This window comes from Hymenobacter sp. CRA2 (assembly GCF_002007105.1).
GTDB lineage: Bacteria > Bacteroidota > Bacteroidia > Cytophagales > Hymenobacteraceae > Solirubrum.
This window is the reverse complement of sequence record NZ_MVBC01000016.1, coordinates 1-17,078: the sequence shown is the minus strand read 5'-3', so window position 1 is coordinate 17,078 and position 17,078 is coordinate 1. Positions and strand designations below refer to the sequence as shown.

Here is a 17,078-nt window from a genome sequence, read left to right as displayed (position 1 = left end):
CTCCGGTCGTTGCTCATTGGTATGGTTGTTAGTTGATGGACGCCGTGGCGCCTTTCACGTCTTTCTCCACGTACTTCGACGGGCACTTCAGCAGGATTTTATCGGCCACAAACACGTCGTTGCGCATGTTGCCGGTAATCACCACCTGCTCGGATTTGTCGAAATCCTGAGGCTTGGGGTTGAAGTACACCACCTGCTGCTGCACCTTGTTGGTGTCAACCAGCATAAAGGTGAAATAGTTGGGGTCCAGCGTCGGGTTGTACTGCATCCCGATGATGTTTTTCTGCCCGTCGTGCGGCAGACGGCCCACCACGTGCACCTTGCGCAGGTCGCCGTCGGCGGCCAGCTCCTTGGCTTCTTTGAACGAGACGTACACGGACGCGTCGCCGGCGGTGGCCACCACGATGCCGATGGCAATGGCAATGACGACGAGGGCGAGCAAATGTGTTTTTTTCATGGTGCTTAAGGCAACAGCAGCCGGTAAAATTGGACCGACCGCTCGGCAGTCAGCCCATTGAAACAACCGCAAAGGGCGGAAAAAATCCGCCGCTTCGAAATGATTTTTGTTAGTCGCGCAGTTCCCGCTCCAGGCGGCTCACTTTCCGGTCGATGCTGATCAGGTAGCCCAGCACGCCGACGAGGATGACCACGATGACGGCTACGACCACGTAGATTTTGCCGTCTTGGCGCAGTTGGTCGGCCATTTCGGGGCCGGCGGCAGCGGTTTGCTGCGCTACGGCCGACAGCATCGGCAGCAGCACGGCGGCCAGCGCCAGCAGGGCGCGGCGCGAGAGGCAGTTAAGCCAGTTGCTTTTCATACAGCTTGTGTTTGACGAAGGTCAGGCGCGCCGACACGTTGGTAATCCACACTCCGAGCAGCGTCCAGCCGATGACGGCCGGGTAGAACACCAAGCGCATGTTGTTGTCGAGGTCGTACTTGCTGAAGCCGGGGTTGCCGCCGGCACCGGGGTGCAAGGAGTCCGTCAGGCGCGGCAGGATGAACAGCAGCGGAATGGCGGCGCAGAAGGCGAAGATGTTGTAGACGGCCGAAATGCGGGCGCGCTGCTGCTCATCGGTGATGGAGGAGCGCAGCACCAGGTAAGCGCCGTAGATGAGCACGGCCACGGCGGCGCCGTTCAGGCGCGGATCGGCCGTCCACCACGTGCCCCAGGTAAAGCGGGCCCAGATGCTGCCCGTAGCCAGCCCGAGTACCGCCATGATGACGCCGGTTTGGGCCGTTTGGTGGGCCAGTACGTCGAGCCGGTCGGAGGGCTTGCGCAGGTAGCGCACCGAGTACACCACCGAGGCAAACAGAATAATGGTCATGCCGAACCACATCGGCACGTGGAAGTAGAGGTTGCGGATGGTTTCGTTGAGGATGGCCAGCCGCGGCGCCTGGCCCAGCAGGCCCATCACCACGGTGTACACCAGCAGCACCACCGTCAGCACTTTCCACCAGTTTTTAGACATGAGACGTTAGAAGTTAGAACTGAAACCAGTTGCAGAACGCCGGGAGCTAGCTACTCAGCCTTCGGCCCTGAACTCTCTCCAGTCAGGTTCGCCACAGGAAAGGGTAGAGCAGGTACGACACCGCTACCACCAGCAGGCTCAGCCCGAGCAGCATGTACAGCGGTTGCGGGGAGGCATCGAGGCCATCCAGGGCGTTTTTGGCGGCTTTGATGAGTTGCAGCAGAATGGGGATGACCACCGGGAAACCCAGCACCGGCATCAGCGTGTTGCTGTTGGCGGCTTTGGCAGCAATGCCGGAAATCATCGTCAGGGCGGTGGCGAAGCCTACGGCGCCCAGCGCCACCACCAGCGTGAAGCGCGGCAGGTCCTGCACCGGGTTGCCGAGCACCACCGCGTACGCCCCGAAAGCGGCCAGCCCCAGGCCCAGCAGCAGCAGGGTGTTGTAGGCAATCTTGGCCAGAATCACGGCCTCGGGCCGCGCCAGGGTGTAGTAATAGAGCAAGCGGCCCCGGCTTTCCTGCAGGAAACTCTTGGCCACGGCGTTAATAGCCGTGAACAACAAAATAATCCACAACAAAGCATTCCAGGCCGGCGCCGGCAATTGCCCCCCGCGCACGAAGCTCAGGTAGCAGACGTAGACGGTGCTCCCCACGTACAACAGCATGCCGTTGAGGGCGGAGCGCTGCCGCCATTCCAGGCGGAAGTCCTTCTGCATCAGGTACCAAATCTCGCGTAACAGCTGCACGGCCAGTCGGGTGGGTTGCGGGACTGCAAAGATACAACCCAATAGCCGGAAAGGGGGTGTGGCCCCTTGAATATGTGAGGCATGCCGCGCGTAAAAGCCGCGAGCCGGCCCCCTGAAGGAGCCGGCTCGCCTAAAGATGTTACTGCCGCAGCCGCCTTACTCGACCAGCAGACGCCCGCTGGCGGTACGCTCCCCTTGGGTAGCACGGTACAGGTACAAGCCTTTGCCTAAGCCGCTCAGCTTCAGTGCTACGCGCCCATCGGCAGTAGCCATCAGGGTTTGCTGGCGCACCACGCGGCCGGCGGCGTCCAGCAGCGTCACGGCCACGCGGCCGGCGGCCGGGGCTTGCAGCGTCACGGCCTCACGGGCGGGGTTGGGGTATACTTCCAGGGCCAGTGGCTTCGCGGAGCGGGTCGCCAGTGGGCCCAGGGTGCGGAAGGGCTGGTAATCCACGAAGCCGTACGTGGCGTTGTCGGTCTTGTGCATGATGTGGGCCTCGATATCGGCCTGCACGGCGGTGCCCCACCAGTTGTTTTCGGCCCGGATGGTGTCGGTGGTGACGTTGTTGTTGAACAGATCGTAGACCGCACCGCTGTTGCCGTTGCCGGCCAGCACGTTGAAACCGCGGTCGGTGGTATCGGCGCTGGCCAAGTTACCGAAGCTGATGCGCGGCCCGCCCGCGGCCGTGGTACTCGATTTCAGGACGGTCACGCCCCACTGATTGCCGCGGATGATGTTGCGCGACACCACGCCGGTTTGCGACTGGGTGCCGGTGAAGTTCAGCCCGCTGCCGCCGGTTTGGGTGTTGGGGTTGGTGTTGTTGTTCTCGATGAGGTTCTGGGTGATGTAGGCGTTGTAGTTGGTGGCCGTTACCGTCAGTCCGTAGCGGTTGTTGCGGATGATGTTGCGCCGCACCACCGCCTGCGTCACCGAGGAGCCGCCCAGCAGGTTCGACAAGCCAATGCCGCCGGCCATGTTCGTCGCCAGGCTGCCCACAATCAGGCAACGCTCCACCTGAATGGGCTGCGCCGGGTCGCCGGGACCAAGGTTGATCTGCGGGTAGTTACCGTTGTCGGTGTTGTTGAGCAGAAACTGGCAGTCCTGAATGATGGGCGACGTGGCAATGTTGGCCGGCGAAATAATACCCGAGCGGGCATTAGCCACGAAGCGGCAGCCCTGCACCAGCGCCCGGTTGCCCGACAAGCTCAGGGCCCCGTTGCTGATCGAACGCGTACCCGAGGGCGTGGTCAGCGTGGCCACATTGCGCCGCAGCACGCAACCTAGCAGCTGAATATTGGCCCCGTTGGCCCGCACCCCGGCGCTATATTCAATCACCGTGCGGCGCAGGCGCGAGGCTCCGCTGGTGCTCGAAAACGCGAGGCTGTGCCAAGGCATGGCCGGGTTTTGCGCCGTCAGCTTCACCGAGTCCGGCGGGTTGATCAGTAGCGTGCCATCAATGTATACCAACGCCAGCGCCGCCAGCCGGATGGTTTCGTTGGTGGTGATGCTGAGCGTATCCGTCGGCGAGAGACGAATGGTGTCGTTGATGCGCCATTCAGTGCCAGCCTGGGCCACGTAGCCGGCACCGGCCGCGGTGCTGAGCTGGGCCAGGGTGAAGCGCCGGCCGGTGCCGGGGGTCTGGTACTGCGCCCAGGCGGGCACGATGCTGAGTAGCAACAGGAATAGCAGTAGGTGTTTTTTCATAGCGAGCGAGGGAAAGTGATTCCACAAAGAAACAGCGGAACGGCATCTTGTGCCGCCGCCAAGTCATAAACGCAAAACGCCCTGCCGATGGGCAGGGCGTTTTGTATGATAAGCACGGCGAAGCAGCTTAGAAGTCGTAGCCGAGCGAGAGGTAGAACTTCGGTCCTTTCTCCTGCCCGTTTTCGCGGCCCCAGGCCACGTCCAGCTTGCCGTAGAAACCCAGCAGCGTGGTGCGCATGCCCGCGCCGTAGCCAATCAGGAAGGGGTTCTGGAAGTTGGTCACCGTGCCCGAGAAGGAGTTGCCGTTGCCGGCGTAATCCACCGTGTTAACCGAGTTGTTGAAGTTGAAGGGGTTAGCGCCCTTGTAGGCCGTGCCAGCATCGGCGAAGCCGGTCAGTTGCAGATTGCGGAAGAAGCCCGAGTAAATAGGCTTGCGCGACAGGTATTGGACTATCGGCACGCGCAACTCCGAGTTGAAGAGCACGAACTTGGGACCCGAGCGGGAGTTGTAGTTGAAGCCGCGCAGATTGGTCACAAACTGCTGGTAGAAGAAGTCGGCGGGTGAGGCGCCGGTTTGCGGCACCACTTCGCGGCCGTCGTCGGTGCGCGAGTTCAGCCAGTTGTCCATGCCGCCTACCCGGAACACCTTGGGCGAGTTGCCGAAGAACTGCCCGTAGCTGGCGCGGTTGGCCCAAATGATCTGCCGGTGCACCTTCTGGTAGTGGCGCAGGTCCACGTACACCTTGCCAAAGTCACCGTCGGGGTTGTCCAGCTCCTTCAGCTTCATCACGCCCACCTTCATGCGGGTGCCTTCCAGCATGTTTACTCCTGTGGCAATGGAGTTGTCGAACACCAGCTCACCGCTGCCGCCCAGGAAATTGTCGCGGCGGTCGGAGAGGCCGATATCGTCCAGGTTCGAGTACGTGGTGTTGACGTAGCGCAGGTTGGCCCGCACGCTCACGTTGTGCGAGAGCGGGTAGGAAATGCCCGGCGTCACCTCGTAGCGGCCCATGTAGATGTTGGCAATGGACTCGTTGCTCACGTAGTAGCTCTGCTTCTGGAAGCCGATGCTCCAGTCGTAGCGGTGCTTCAGGTTGGTGTACTCCGCAAACATGCTGCTGGTGCGCAGGTCCGTCAGCGCGAAGATGCCCGCCCGAATGCGGTGGTCCTCAAACAAGTCCGACATGCTGGCCTGCCCGATAAAGCCAAAGCCCAGCAGCGGATCGGTGTAGATGGTCGACACCACGTTGTCGAGGCTGAAGCGCGTGTCGTAGCGCACGGGGCCGGTCACGCCCAGAGCCGGCGCCGTGGTGGGTTTCTTCACCACGGTGGCGGGGCGGCGCTGGCGCGACTTGGGCGCATCCTCCTCAAACTGGTAGTCGCTCACGTCCACGCCCTGGTTGCGCGGGGGCGCTGCCTGCTGAATGTTCGCGTCGCTGTTGTTTGGCACCGGGGCCGGCTGCGGCTTGGGCTTGGGGCGGGCCGCGGCGGCCGAGCGGTCCTCCAGAATTTCCTGGCGGGCCGTTTTGCTCAGCTTCAGGTCCTGCGGCAGCTCGTACTTGGGATACGCGTACACGAAGTCGCGCGAGCGGTCGGCTGCCACGAAGCCCAGCGCGCCCGTCGTCGGGTTGTAGTCGAAGCTCTTGAGGTTGTTCAAGAAGCTGGTGACGGGCGTGTGCTGCTTGGTGGTCAGGTTGTAGCGCTGCACGCTGCGCACGCCGCTTTCCTCGCTCAGGTACAGTATCTCGTCCTGCGACAGCACCCGCGGCCGCGACTCGTTGGAGATGGTAGCCACCAGCTGCTCGATGGGCTGCGCCGAGCCGTCGAGGCGGTAGCGAAACAGGTCGTAGTTGTTGACGACGGCCTTGAAGGAGCCCCGGGCCGTGCCGGCCGAGTCGAGCCAGCGGTTGGAGCTGAACACGAGGGACTGCCCGTCGGGCAGGAACACCGGCTGCACGTCGTCGAACACGTCATTGGTGAGCCGCTCGGGCTGCCGGCTGCCGGCACGCAGCAGGTACAGATCGGCCTGCCCGTTGCGCACGCCGCTAAAGGCTAAGGCTTTGCCATCGGGCGAGTAGCCCATGCTCAGCACCTGCGAGTACGGATTAAACACACTGCTGCCCCGGTCGCCCACAAACGGCAGGGCTTCTTTTAAGCGGGCCACAATACCAAAAGCGCCACCGTTGGCCGAGCGCAACCGCAGCACCATGTGTCCGCGGCTTTCTTCGGCCACGGCCAGCTGCTGGTTGTTGCGCCAGGCCAGCACCGGCAGGCGGCGGTCCACCTCCTGGTCGGGCGAACGGTAGCCGCCGCTGTACACCAAGTGCTTGCCCGAGCCGTCCACGTTCGACACGATGACGCGGTAGTGGCCGCGGTCGGTTTCGGTGTAGGCCAGCAGCTGCCCGTTGGGGCTGATGACGGGCTCGTTGTAGCTCAGGCCGCGCTTGTTGCGGCGCATGAGCTGATGTTGCTCGTCGGGCAGGGCGTAGGCCGTTTCGGGCTGGGCGTTCAGCTGGCGGTAGTAGCCCAGCCAGTCGCGCACAAACTGCTTGTAGGGCACGTTCAGCGAGGAGCTGATGCCGGTTTCCACGTCGCGCGTGATGCGCGTCAGGTTCAGGATGTTCTGAATGCTGGTGTAGCCGTAGCGCTCCGCAATGTAGTTCCACATGCTCTGGCCGGCCAGCTCGGGGTTGCGCACGAAGAACTGAGCGGCTTTGTCCTTCTCAATCTTCTGCGTCATGTCCCGCATGTAGTCGTCCATGTCCACGCTCCACCCCTCGGCCGCGTAAGCCGAAGCGCCGGACACGAACCAGTCGGGCAGCTGTAGCAGGTAGCTGCTTTGGATGACTTCCTTGAGCGAGCCGCCGTACATCATGTCGTTGAGCAGCACCTTGGTCACCTGGTAGCTCAGGTCGCGCTTGAACTGGGTTTGCTGCCCCTGAAAGGCCAGCTGCACCTTGGTCATGCGCAGCAGCGAGGTTTCGCCGCCCATCTGGTACTTGTCGTCGTTCAGCCCGATGTTGCTCTGGCGCAGGTCGCCCACCGAGTTGTAGAGCATGATAGTGGTCTTCGAGTACGGGTAGTACCCGATGAGCGCGGTGATGCGCTGCAGCTCCTGCTCGGCGTACTCGGCGGCGCGGCGGGCCATGGCCTCGCCGCCCTGGTAGTAGTACACGTTGAAGTTGGCCGTGCTCAGCAGCTGCCACTCAAACGTCTTGTACTGAATGCGGGTACGGCCAAAGCTTTCCTGCGCCGTTTGAGCCTGCACCGGCCCACCGGGGACCAGCAGCGCCAGCCCCAGGACCGGCAAGCTCAGCGCGCCCCAGCGCAGGCGGGGCGACAGTAAGGACAAGTGCTTCATAAACAGCCGTGAAATGGCAGAATGAGAAGAAGATCAGGCAGGTGCTACGGCCGTAGGCGGCGCAGCCATATACAACGCCTGATAACGAATAATATTGACTTCCGGCCACACTTCCGCGCCGGTTTCTAAAGCGTCGGCCAGTACCTGCGCCAGCCGCGGGGCCAGCAGCACGCCTTTCGAGCCCAACCCGTTGAACACGGCCAGCGCCGGATGCGCCGGGTGCGTGCCCAACAGTGGCTTCCGGTCGCGCACGGCGGGCCGCACGCCCACCCGCTGGCCCGTTACCTGGAACGGCACCGTGGTCAACTCGCGCAGGCGCTGGGTCAGCTCCTGGCGGGCGTCGGCGGTGGGTTCGGTGGCAAACGGGGGCCAGCGGTACGTCGCCCCCACCCGCACGCGCCCGTCGCCGAGCGGCACCACGTAGGCGCCGCGGTTGAGCACGTAATTGGTGGGCAGCGCCGGCGCTTCCACGTCGAGCACTTCGCCTTGGTTGGGAGTCACCGGCAGCCAGTTAAACCACGGATTGCGCGTCACGGCGGCGCCTTCGCAGAACACCACGCGCCCAACGCGCAAGCCGGGGCCGTAGCTGACGCCGGTTGCATCGGCAACAAGCTGCTCCGGCACAAAAGTTTCGGCGCGCAGCCAGCCATTTTCGCGGCCTGCCTGCGTCAGGTTTTCCAGTACCGCCGTGGTATCCACCCAGCCGCCGCGGCGCAGCTCCAGCCCGCCAAAGGGCTGCTGCACGCCCGGTACCTCGGGCAGCGGCCGGACGGGGTCGGCCACGTAGTCGCCCCAGGGGTTGCCGGCTGAGCGGGCCAGAATGTCGTTTTGCTCGCGTACCGAGCTAAATAGCTTCAGAATGGGCTTTTCGAAGAAGAGTAGCTGGCCGAATTCGGCTTCGAGGGCGCGGTAAAAAGTCCGCGCGGCGGGCAGCAGCTCATCAATGCGCCAGGCCAGGGCAAAGCGCTTACCGGCCACCGGGTTGATGAGCCCGGCAGCTACGCGCGTAGCCGAGTCGGGCTGGTAGGCATCGAGCACCAGCACGCTCCGGCCGCGGCGGCGCAGCTCCCAGGCCAGCGTGGCGCCGGCCAGGCCGTGGCCCACTATCAGGTAATCGGCTTGTTCTTGCATTCCGGGCAAAATACGGACTTTGCGCGGCTGATTGTGTAACTTTCCCTCCCCTTCTTTGCCCGCCGTGTGGCCGGGCTTTTTCCTATCTGCATGACCGTTTCAGGCTTTACGTTCAACGCCTTTTCCGAAAACACTTACCTGCTGCACGATGCCTCCGGTGCCTGCGCCGTCGTCGACCCGGGTTGCTACGACCGCGCCGAGCAGCAGGCCCTGCGTCAGTTTATCACCGACAACAACCTGCGGGTGGAGTTGCTGCTGAACACGCACTGCCACATCGACCACGTGTTCGGCAACCAGTTCGTGCTCGATACTTACCCCGGCACGCCCTTTCTCATCCACGAAGCCGACCTGGCCACCCTGCGCGCCGTGCCGACGTACGCGCCCAACTACGGCTTTCCGCTCTACGCGCCCGCCGAGCCCACGGGCTTTCTGACGCCCGGCGAGCCGCTGCGCTTCGGCCAGACGGAGCTGGAAGTGCGCTTTGCGCCCGGCCACGCGCCCGGCCACGTGGTGTTCTACCACGCGCCGACCAAGACCGTCATCGGCGGCGACGTGCTCTTCCGCGGCAGCATCGGTCGCACCGATTTGCCTGGCGGCGACTACGACACGCTCATTCGCAGCATCCAGGATCAGCTGCTCACCCTGCCCGACGATACCACCGTGTACCCCGGCCACGGCCCGGCCACCACGGTCGGCGTCGAGCGTGCTTCCAATCCTTTCCTGCGCTAGTCTTATTCGCTGATGGCTATCAAAAACCACCTACCCAACGCCCTCACCTGCCTGAATCTGCTGTGCGGCTGCGTGGCGCTGAGCATCATCCTGAGCTACGGGCCCGATACCTTTATCGTCCACGAAAAGGAGTTGTCCACCGACCCCGGCTACTCGCCCTGGTCGCTGCTGGTGCCGGCCGCCTACCTGATCGGTATTGCGGCCGTGGCCGATTTCTTCGACGGCCTCGTGGCGCGGGCCCTGCACGTCTCTTCCCCCATCGGCAAGGACTTGGATTCGCTGGCCGATATGGTGTCGTTCGGCGTAGTGCCGGGCGCCGTGCTGTTTAAGATGTTGCAGCACGCGCTGCTGCAGACGCAGCTGCCCAATAGCCTTGCCTACCTGGCTTTCACCGTCAGCATCTTCTCCGCGCTGCGCCTGGCCAAGTTCAACAACGACACCCGCCAGTCCGATTCCTTTATCGGCGTGCCTACCCCGGCCAATACCATGCTGATTGTGTCGCTGCCGGTGATTCTGGCCTACGACAGCTTTGGCCTGCACAATATTATCCTGAACCCGTGGGTGCTGCTGGGCCTCACGTTCCTGATGTCGGGCCTGCTGGTGGCCGAGCTACCGCTGTTTGCGCTCAAGTTCAAAAACTTCACCTGGCGCGACAATTCCCTGCGTTTCGTGTTTCTGCTCTTGTCAGTGGCCCTGCTGGTGCTGCTGCACGCCGCCGCCGTCCCGCTGATTATCTTGCTGTACGTGGTGCTGTCGTTGGTCAGCCGCCCCGCCCCGGCTCATTAAGGCATAGCAGCTGCACAATATTTTGCGCGCCGGTGAGTTGTAAGTTCCGCTAACTGAACGCACTAGTCTGCTTAGTTGTTTAGGGGCCACCCGGCATACCCCGCTCCTGCTTCACCACCCACTTATCTGCTCTTTATGCGGCTTTTTACTTTGTTGTTGGTACTGGTAAGCTTTACGTGGCAGGCGCACGGCCAGGCTACCAATGCGCCAGTGACGCTGAGTTGGAGCGGTCAGGCCACGGTATTTCCCACGCGCGGCGCGGGCGTCCGGGTTCCTAGCTTCACCGATGCCGTTTTTGAGCCCGGCCAGCGCATTCCGAGCGTGAGCCTGTCCCTCGACGGCTACGTAAGCGAAGTACAGATCGTGGAGCCGCGCTACGCGGCTTTTACCACCCAGGAAGCCGCCGCTTTTGCCGGCGTTCAGGTGCCGGCGGCCGCTCAGGTTACGCTGCATCACGGCACCTCCAACCACCAGGCTCTGACGCTGGCCTCCGTGACGGCCGTACGCCGCAATGCCCTCAGCGGGCAACTGGAAAAGCTTACCAGCTTCCAATACACGTTCCGCACCGAAACGCCGCCGCAGGCCCGCACCACGCGCACGTACGCCACCACTTCGGCCCTGAACACCGGCGACTGGTTTAAGATTGGCGTGCCCAGCAACGAGGTTGGTAATGGGGGCGTGTTCAAGCTCGACCGCAACTTTCTACAGGCCCTGGGCCTGCCTGTTCAGTCGCTTGACCCGCGCCGCCTGCAGCTGTATGGCTACGGCCTCGGCATGCTTCCGCAGTCCAACCGCGCCGCCCGCCCCGACGACTTGGTGGAAAATGCCATCTACTTCGCCGATAACGGCAGCAACAACGCCACCTTCGACAGCGACGAGTATTTCCTGTTTTATTCGTCGGGCCCGCACACTTGGAAGCTCCAGAACCAGCAGTTTGCCCACCAGCTTAACATCTACACCGATACCGCTTACTACTTTCTGACGGTCGGCAATACCAACGGCCGGCGCGTGACCAACCGGCCTGCCGTCAGTGGTACGCCCACGGCTACCATCCGCGAGTACACCGACCACTTCTTTTACGAACGGGAGTACATCAACCTGCTTCACTCCGGCCGCCAGTGGCTGGGTGAAGGGCTGAACCCGAACACCTCCAAGACGGCGCCGTTCCGCGAAATCACCAACCTGGTGCCCGGCTCCCCGCTGCTGGTTACCTCATCGGTAGCGGCCACGTCGCTGCCCGGGCAGGTTTTTGCCCCCAGTAGCTTCGGTCTGACGCTCAATGGCACCAGCCTCGGCGCGCCGCAAACTGTTCGTAGCCTCAGCTGCGACCCCAGCACGCCGTACTGTTACCCCGAGCTTGCCAATACTGACGTAAAGACGTACTCCACGCTGGCCCCCGCTGGCACGACGGATCTGACCGTAGAACTCACCTTCAACGGATCTGCCGTCGACCCCTCGGCCGTTGGTTACCTCGACTACATCGAAATCCAGGCGCGGCGCCAACTTACGCTAGGCGGCACCCCGTTGCTCTTTCGCTCACTCACGAACGTAGCCCCGAACGCCCTCAGCACCTTTGAGGTGCAGAACGTGGCCGCCAATACCGTTGTCTGGGACGTTACCAACCCGCTGCAGGTACAAAACGTCGCACATAGTAGCGGCCGTTTTCTGGCCAGCACCAGTGCTGTGCGCGAATACGTCGCCTTTACGCCCGGTAGCACCAGCACGAGCACGCCGCGTGCGTTTGGCCGGGTAGGCCGCCAAAACCTGCACGCGCTGGCCACTACCTCCCCCGTTGACCTCCTCATTATTACGTCGCCGGCATTTGTGGCGCAGGCCACTGAGTTGGGTCGCTACCGCGAAACGCACGACGGGTTTCACCCGCAGGTCGTTACGACCAACCAGATCTACAACGAGTTCAGCTCGGGTGGCCAGGACGTTACCGCTATCCGCGACTTTATCAAGATGATCTACGACCGGCCCACCGGCCGGACCGGCAAGCTGTACGTGCTCCTCTTCGGCGACGCGTCCTACGACTACAAGAGCGACCCGTCGAACAGCGTCGCCGACTTGCCCGCTTGGTGGAGCAACCGCGTGCTGAAGGATGCCGACAACCAGAACTACGTTCCCACTTACGAGTCTATCTCGTCCTTCGCCAAGGTAGGCGTGCAGCCTTCCTACTGCTCTGATGACTACTACGGCTACCTGGACGACGAGGAGGGCGAGTGGGCGGAAGATGGCTCCGCCAGCAATGATATGATGGATGCGGCGATTGGACGTCTGCCGGTGCGCCTGCGCAATACGCAGGGCACGGCCACGCTCGATGCAACCGGGCTGGTAGCCAAAATCAAAGCCTATGACCGGGCTGGCGAAGCTAGCGGCACCCAGGGCAAGTGGCGCAACCGTCTCACCTTCGTGGCCGATGACGGCGACTCCAACCTGCACCTTTACGACTCGGAAACCGCCACGGCCCCGTTTGTTCAGAACCGCCCAGATTTCCAGGTCAATAAAGTATACCTGGATATGTACCCGCAGCTGAGCACCTCGGGCGGCCAACGCTCCCCGGACGCCAGCGCGGCCCTGGATGCGGCCCTGGAGCAAGGCTCCCTGATGGTCAGCTATTCGGGGCACGGCGGGCCGCAGGGCTGGACCGACGAACAGATCCTGAACAACGCCTCGATTGCGCAGTTGCAAAACCAGCAGCGCCTGTCTTTCCTGCTCACCGCTACCTGTGACTTCGCCTGGTACGACGACCCGAAGTTTGTATCGGCGGGCGAACAGGTATTTACTGATACCCCCGCCGGGGCCATCGGGCTGTTCACTACTACTCGCCTGGTGTACTCTAACAACAACCAAGCCCTGGCCAGCCGCTTTTACGAAGCTCAGTTCAAGCGCAACGCCAATGGTAGCTGGCCGCGTCTGGGTGATGTAATCGTGTTTGGCAAGAACAACGATGGCTTGGATGTCGTCAACCGCAACTTCACTCTGATTGGCGACCCCACCATGCGCCTGGCGTTGCCACAGCTCGCCGTGCGCACCACGCGCCTCAGCGCCGCCAACGACCCCAACCACGCGCCCCTCGACACCATCCGGGCTCTGCAACGGGTGCAGCTGGAAGGGGAGGTAATTGATCCGACTTCGCGGGTCCTGCAAGCGGGCTTCAAGGGAGAAGCCCAAATCACGGTATATGAGAAACCCTCGCTCGTACGCACCCTCGGCAACGAAAACGATACGGTGTCGGTGCGCGTGCAGCGCGACGTGATTTACGACGGCAAAGCCACCGTCACCGGCGGCCGCTTCTCCGTGCAGTTTGTGGTGCCCAAAGACATTAACTACCGCTACGGGTTCGGCAAGATCAGCTTCTACGCCTACGACGAGCAGAATAACGTCGATGCGCACGGCTCCAGCCCGCGCGTAGTGGTAGGCGGCGCTGCCCCCACGGCCCTCAACGACACCATTCCGCCCAACATCCGCTTGGCCATGGATACCGAGGCATTCGTGTTTGGTGGCCTGACCAAGACAGATACCAAGCTTATTGCCAAGCTCCGCGACGCGAGTGGCATCAATACGGCCGGCACCGGCATCGGCCACGAGCTGACCGCTACCCTCGACAACGACCCCACCAAGGTAACGGTCCTGAACGAGTTCTACTCAGCCGATACCGATAGCCTGACGCGCGGGGAAGTGCGGTACCTGTTCAAAAACCTGACCGTAGGGCCTCACGTGCTACGTGTCAAGGCCTGGGATACGTTCAACAACTCGTCCGAGAAGGAAATTGAGTTCATCGTGGCCAAGAATGATAAGATGGCCTTGGACCACGTGCTGAACTACCCCAACCCGTTTGCCAACCACACCACCTTCCACTTCGACCACAACCGCTTCGGCGAGGACCTGGACGTGCAGGTACAAATCTTCACCGTCTCCGGTAAGCTTGTACGTACCCTGATTGCTAATATTCCCAATAGCGACTCGCACGTGCGCAGCATCTCGTGGGACGGGCGCGACGATTACAATGATCAGCTGGCGCGGGGCGTTTATGTGTACCGCATCAGCGTGCGCACCTCCCGCGACGCGCAAGTCAGCAAATTCGAAAAGCTGGTGTTGCTCAACTAACCACTTTCTGCCTTTTGTCTACCTTCCGACTTTCCCGAACTCTTCTTTCGCGTATGTTTTTCCCGAAACCGACGGCTTCGCATTTGCTGCTGCCCGCCCTGCTCGCTTGGGCTGCCTCTGCTCAGGCCCAGCAACAGCCTAACACCATCACTACGGCCGTTCCGTTCGTCACGATCAGCCCCGATGCCCGGGCTGCCGCCCTCGGTGATGCGGGAGCAGCAACGTCACCCGATGCCAATGCGCCCTTTCACAACGTGGGCAAGCTTGGGTTTCTGCAGAACCCTTACGGCGCATCGGCTTCCTACACGCCGTGGCTGCGCAACGTGACCGACGACATGAGCATTTCGGCACTGTCGGGGTACAAAAAGTTCGGCCAACGGTCGGCGCTGGCTGCTTCGCTCACCTACTTTGATCTGGGCGAAATTCAGTTCCGCGACAACAACAACATCGAAACCGGCACCTTCAACCCGAAGGAGTACTCGGTCAGTGTATCGTATGGCCAGAAGCTTAGCGAGTACTTTGGCATCGGGGCCACGGCGCGCTACATCCGCTCCAACCTCACCGGCAACCAGGGCCAGGACAGCCGCCCGGGCAACGCCGTAGCCGTTGATCTGGGAGCCTACTATTCCCGCGACGTCACCATCGCCGCCTCCGACTATAATCTCTCGTTCGGGGCAGCGGTGTCCAACATCGGCAACAAAATCACCTACACGCGCGCCAATCAGGCCGACTTCCTGCCGACCAACCTGAAGCTGGGTACCGCCATCACGCGCGAGCTGGATGCTTACAACAAGATTACCCTCACCGTCGATGCCAACAAGCTGCTGGTGCCTACGCCGTACTACATTGACGGTGTGCCCAACAACAATGCCCAGGTGGTAGCCAAAAACCAGGAAATTGCCAATAAAGGCGTTGTTAGCGGTATTCTCGGCTCCTTCAGTGACGCTCCCGGCGGCTTCAAAGAAGAGCTGAAAGAAATCAACATCTCGGCCGGTGCCGAATATTGGTACAACGACCTACTATCGGCCCGCGTAGGTTACTTCTACGAAAACCCCATGAAAGGCGACCGTCGCTACTTGTCGTTGGGTCTGGGCCTGCGGTACCAGGTGTTCGGCGTCGACGCTGCCTATCTGGTTCCCAATTCCCAGGCCAATCCGCTGGCCAACACCATCCGCGTATCGTTGCACTTCAACTTCAACGGCAACCAAAACGACGACACGGCTCCCAGCGACACGCCCTCCAACTAATCTATGCTCAACCGTCTTGCTCCTCCCCCGACCCGGCCACTTGGCCGGGTCGATTTGCCTACGGCCGAAGTGTCGCAGCTGGCCAACGGTGCCCGCCTACACGTGCTGCTTCACGATGCCCAACCCGTAATTCGCCTGCAGGTAGTGCTGCCCGCCGGCCGCTGGTACGACACCGCGCCCGGCACGTCGCTGCTGGCTGCTCGCGCAATACTCGAAGGAACTCCTACCCGTACCGCTCGGCAGATTGCCGAGCAGGTTGCGTTTTATGGTGCCTCGCTTGAGTGCGAACAAGGGTTTGACCGTGCTACCCTTACGCTCTTCTGTTTGTCGCGGCATTTCAGCCAGTTGCTGCCGCTGGTGCAGGATATACTGCTCAACGCCTCTTACCCGGCTTTTGAAATTGAGCAGATAAAAACCCGCACCATTCAGAACATTAAGGTTGAGCGCCAAAAAACCAGCTACCGCGCCGTTGAGCGATTCTCTCAGAACCTCTACGGCCCCACGCACCCCTACGGCTCTGCCTTCAACGAAAGCACTTTCCAGCAACTGTCGGCGGAAGCTGTGCAAGCATTTCATCAGCAAGCTTACAACTTAACCCAAGCTGAGATATTTCTCTGTGGCGATGTAAGCCCTACGCAGATCAGTGAACTTGCCGATGCTTTGGGTACTGCGTCAAACGACACCTCTCCTCTTTCCTCTAACGCGACCATTACCCCGGGTCCCAGCTTAGACCACGTAACTGTAGCTGAAAGCCTCCAGGCAAGCTTGCGTTTAGGGCGTCTATGGCCTAATGCGCAGTACAGCGAGACCCACCGCCTCCAAGTACTCGTTAAAGTCTTAGGCGGCTACTTTGGCTCACGTCTAATGAAGAACATTCGCGAAGACAAGGGGCTTACTTACGGTATCTACGCTAGCATCTCGCATCGTGAGCACGCCAGCTCATTAATCATCGGTTCTGATGTCAACGCCAGCAATGCCTCTGTAGCCGTAGCGGAAATACACAAAGAAATGGCTCGTCTACAGGAGGAACCCATCCCGACTGATGAACTGGAAACCGTCCGAAACTACATTCTGGGCAAGTTCTTGAACGAGTTGGGTACCATCTTCGAACAAACGGATAAATATCGCTCCACGGTCCTTTTAGGCCTACCAACAGACTTTTACACTCGCTTCCTGACGGAGGTAGAATCAGTTAATTCTGAACAGTTACTAAACCTGGCTCAAGAATATCTGTCGCCGAGCTCTTTAACCGAAGTAATAGCTGGCCCCCAGCTCTAACTGCAAAAGGGAATCTGCATTAATGCAGGTTCCCTTTTTTAGATCTGTACCTGATGGTAGCAGTTTAGGTATATGATTTTACAGTCGATAGAATACGACTAAGGCGAGCAACACACTCCCGCATGCCACTTCATAATACTCGATTCGTCCTTATACATAGTATACCGTAGGCCATGACGTACCCAGGCCCTATATATCGTGTAGGCATAGGCTACAGCAAAAGTTGCCCATAATGCTCTAATTCTAACGACAGTTCCAGGGGTGTACGCGGCGGGCGACACCACGCCGGCGGCGCAGCAGGCGCTGGTGGCGGCGGCGGAAGGGGCGCAGGCGGCCATCAGCTGCAACGAGCAGCTCACGCGGGAGGAGTGCGCCTAGGGCGGGGCCGTGGGGGGGGGTAGAAACAGCGACGCCCCCTCGGCGGGCGAACCGCGAGGGGGCGAAGCGAGGGACAAGGTTGGCGGCGACCGACTCTCCCGCCGGCGAAGGCAGTACCATGGGCGCTCCGGGGCTTAAC

At 61.4% G+C, this 17,078-nt stretch carries 12 protein-coding genes; 5 read left to right on the top strand and 7 right to left on the bottom strand.

What is annotated here, in order from left to right; genetic code table 11:
* Window positions 1-28 precede the first annotated feature (28 nt).
* The 7 genes from B0919_RS20665 to B0919_RS20635 all read right to left on the bottom strand — a co-directional run bounded on the left by B0919_RS20665 (window position 29) and on the right by B0919_RS20635 (window position 8,411).
* Window positions 29-457 carry a cytochrome c maturation protein CcmE gene (locus B0919_RS20665; protein ID WP_078014197.1) on the bottom strand — a complete coding sequence of 143 codons (429 nt, stop codon included), beginning with the start codon at window positions 455-457 and terminating at the stop codon, window positions 29-31.
* Between the two features lie 109 nt (window positions 458-566).
* Window positions 567-818, bottom strand: coding sequence for a CcmD family protein (locus B0919_RS20660; RefSeq protein ID WP_078014196.1), 252 nt, complete (start codon window positions 816-818; stop codon window positions 567-569).
* Window positions 799-1,470: a cytochrome c biogenesis protein gene (locus tag B0919_RS20655; RefSeq protein WP_078014195.1), complete on the bottom strand. Its 672-nt coding sequence runs from the start codon at window positions 1,468-1,470 to the stop codon at window positions 799-801. The genes B0919_RS20660 and B0919_RS20655 overlap by 20 nt, the downstream gene beginning before the upstream one ends.
* A gap of 82 nt (window positions 1,471-1,552) precedes the next feature.
* Window positions 1,553-2,185, bottom strand: a complete 633-nt coding sequence (locus B0919_RS20650; protein WP_078014287.1) for a heme exporter protein CcmB — start codon at window positions 2,183-2,185, stop codon at window positions 1,553-1,555.
* Window positions 2,186-2,371: 186 nt separating this feature from the next.
* Window positions 2,372-3,919 carry a T9SS type A sorting domain-containing protein gene (locus tag B0919_RS20645; protein ID WP_078014194.1) on the bottom strand — a complete coding sequence of 516 codons (1,548 nt, stop codon included), beginning with the start codon at window positions 3,917-3,919 and terminating at the stop codon, window positions 2,372-2,374.
* Between the two features lie 127 nt (window positions 3,920-4,046).
* On the bottom strand, window positions 4,047-7,280 hold the full coding sequence (locus tag B0919_RS20640; RefSeq protein ID WP_078014193.1) for a PD40 domain-containing protein: 3,234 nt from the start codon (window positions 7,278-7,280) through the stop codon (window positions 4,047-4,049).
* A gap of 33 nt (window positions 7,281-7,313) precedes the next feature.
* Window positions 7,314-8,411, bottom strand: coding sequence for an NAD(P)/FAD-dependent oxidoreductase (locus B0919_RS20635; protein ID WP_078014192.1), 1,098 nt, complete (start codon window positions 8,409-8,411; stop codon window positions 7,314-7,316).
* A gap of 90 nt (window positions 8,412-8,501) precedes the next feature.
* Here B0919_RS20635 and B0919_RS20630 point away from each other — a divergent pair, with 90 nt between their 5' ends.
* The 5 genes from B0919_RS20630 to B0919_RS20610 all read left to right on the top strand — a co-directional run bounded on the left by B0919_RS20630 (window position 8,502) and on the right by B0919_RS20610 (window position 16,561).
* The gene (locus tag B0919_RS20630) at window positions 8,502-9,140 is read left to right on the top strand and encodes an MBL fold metallo-hydrolase (RefSeq protein ID WP_078014191.1); all 639 of its coding nucleotides are present in this window, start codon (window positions 8,502-8,504) and stop codon (window positions 9,138-9,140) included.
* Window positions 9,141-9,152: 12 nt separating this feature from the next.
* The gene (locus B0919_RS20625) at window positions 9,153-9,926 is read left to right on the top strand and encodes a CDP-alcohol phosphatidyltransferase family protein (RefSeq protein ID WP_078014190.1); all 774 of its coding nucleotides are present in this window, start codon (window positions 9,153-9,155) and stop codon (window positions 9,924-9,926) included.
* Between the two features lie 135 nt (window positions 9,927-10,061).
* Entirely contained in the window at window positions 10,062-14,036 is a 3,975-nt protein-coding gene (porU, locus tag B0919_RS20620; protein WP_078014189.1) for a type IX secretion system sortase PorU, read from the top strand.
* A gap of 53 nt (window positions 14,037-14,089) precedes the next feature.
* On the top strand, window positions 14,090-15,283 hold the full coding sequence (porV, locus tag B0919_RS20615) for a type IX secretion system outer membrane channel protein PorV (protein ID WP_078014188.1): 1,194 nt from the start codon (window positions 14,090-14,092) through the stop codon (window positions 15,281-15,283).
* 3 nt (window positions 15,284-15,286) lie between these two features.
* Complete coding sequence (locus tag B0919_RS20610; RefSeq protein WP_078014187.1) at window positions 15,287-16,561, top strand: M16 family metallopeptidase; 1,275 nt, start codon at window positions 15,287-15,289, stop codon at window positions 16,559-16,561.
* Window positions 16,562-17,078: the final 517 nt, after the last annotated feature.

Excerpts from the sequence above, each read along its gene's own strand:
- porU (WP_078014189.1), top strand. The coding sequence starts at position 10,062 with ATGCGGCTTTTTACTTTGTTGTTGGTACTGGTAAGCTTTACGTGGCAG.
- B0919_RS20625 (WP_078014190.1), top strand. The coding sequence starts at position 9,153 with ATGGCTATCAAAAACCACCTACCCAACGCCCTCACCTGCCTGAATCTG.
- B0919_RS20630 (WP_078014191.1), top strand. The coding sequence starts at position 8,502 with ATGACCGTTTCAGGCTTTACGTTCAACGCCTTTTCCGAAAACACTTAC.
- B0919_RS20650 (WP_078014287.1), bottom strand. The coding sequence starts at position 2,185 with ATGCAGAAGGACTTCCGCCTGGAATGGCGGCAGCGCTCCGCCCTCAAC.
- B0919_RS20640 (WP_078014193.1), bottom strand. The coding sequence starts at position 7,280 with ATGAAGCACTTGTCCTTACTGTCGCCCCGCCTGCGCTGGGGCGCGCTG.
- B0919_RS20635 (WP_078014192.1), bottom strand. The coding sequence starts at position 8,411 with ATGCAAGAACAAGCCGATTACCTGATAGTGGGCCACGGCCTGGCCGGC.
- B0919_RS20660 (WP_078014196.1), bottom strand. The coding sequence starts at position 818 with ATGAAAAGCAACTGGCTTAACTGCCTCTCGCGCCGCGCCCTGCTGGCG.
- B0919_RS20665 (WP_078014197.1), bottom strand. The coding sequence starts at position 457 with ATGAAAAAAACACATTTGCTCGCCCTCGTCGTCATTGCCATTGCCATC.
- B0919_RS20655 (WP_078014195.1), bottom strand. The coding sequence starts at position 1,470 with ATGTCTAAAAACTGGTGGAAAGTGCTGACGGTGGTGCTGCTGGTGTAC.
- B0919_RS20610 (WP_078014187.1), top strand. The coding sequence starts at position 15,287 with ATGCTCAACCGTCTTGCTCCTCCCCCGACCCGGCCACTTGGCCGGGTC.
- B0919_RS20645 (WP_078014194.1), bottom strand. The coding sequence starts at position 3,919 with ATGAAAAAACACCTACTGCTATTCCTGTTGCTACTCAGCATCGTGCCC.
- porV (WP_078014188.1), top strand. The coding sequence starts at position 14,090 with ATGTTTTTCCCGAAACCGACGGCTTCGCATTTGCTGCTGCCCGCCCTG.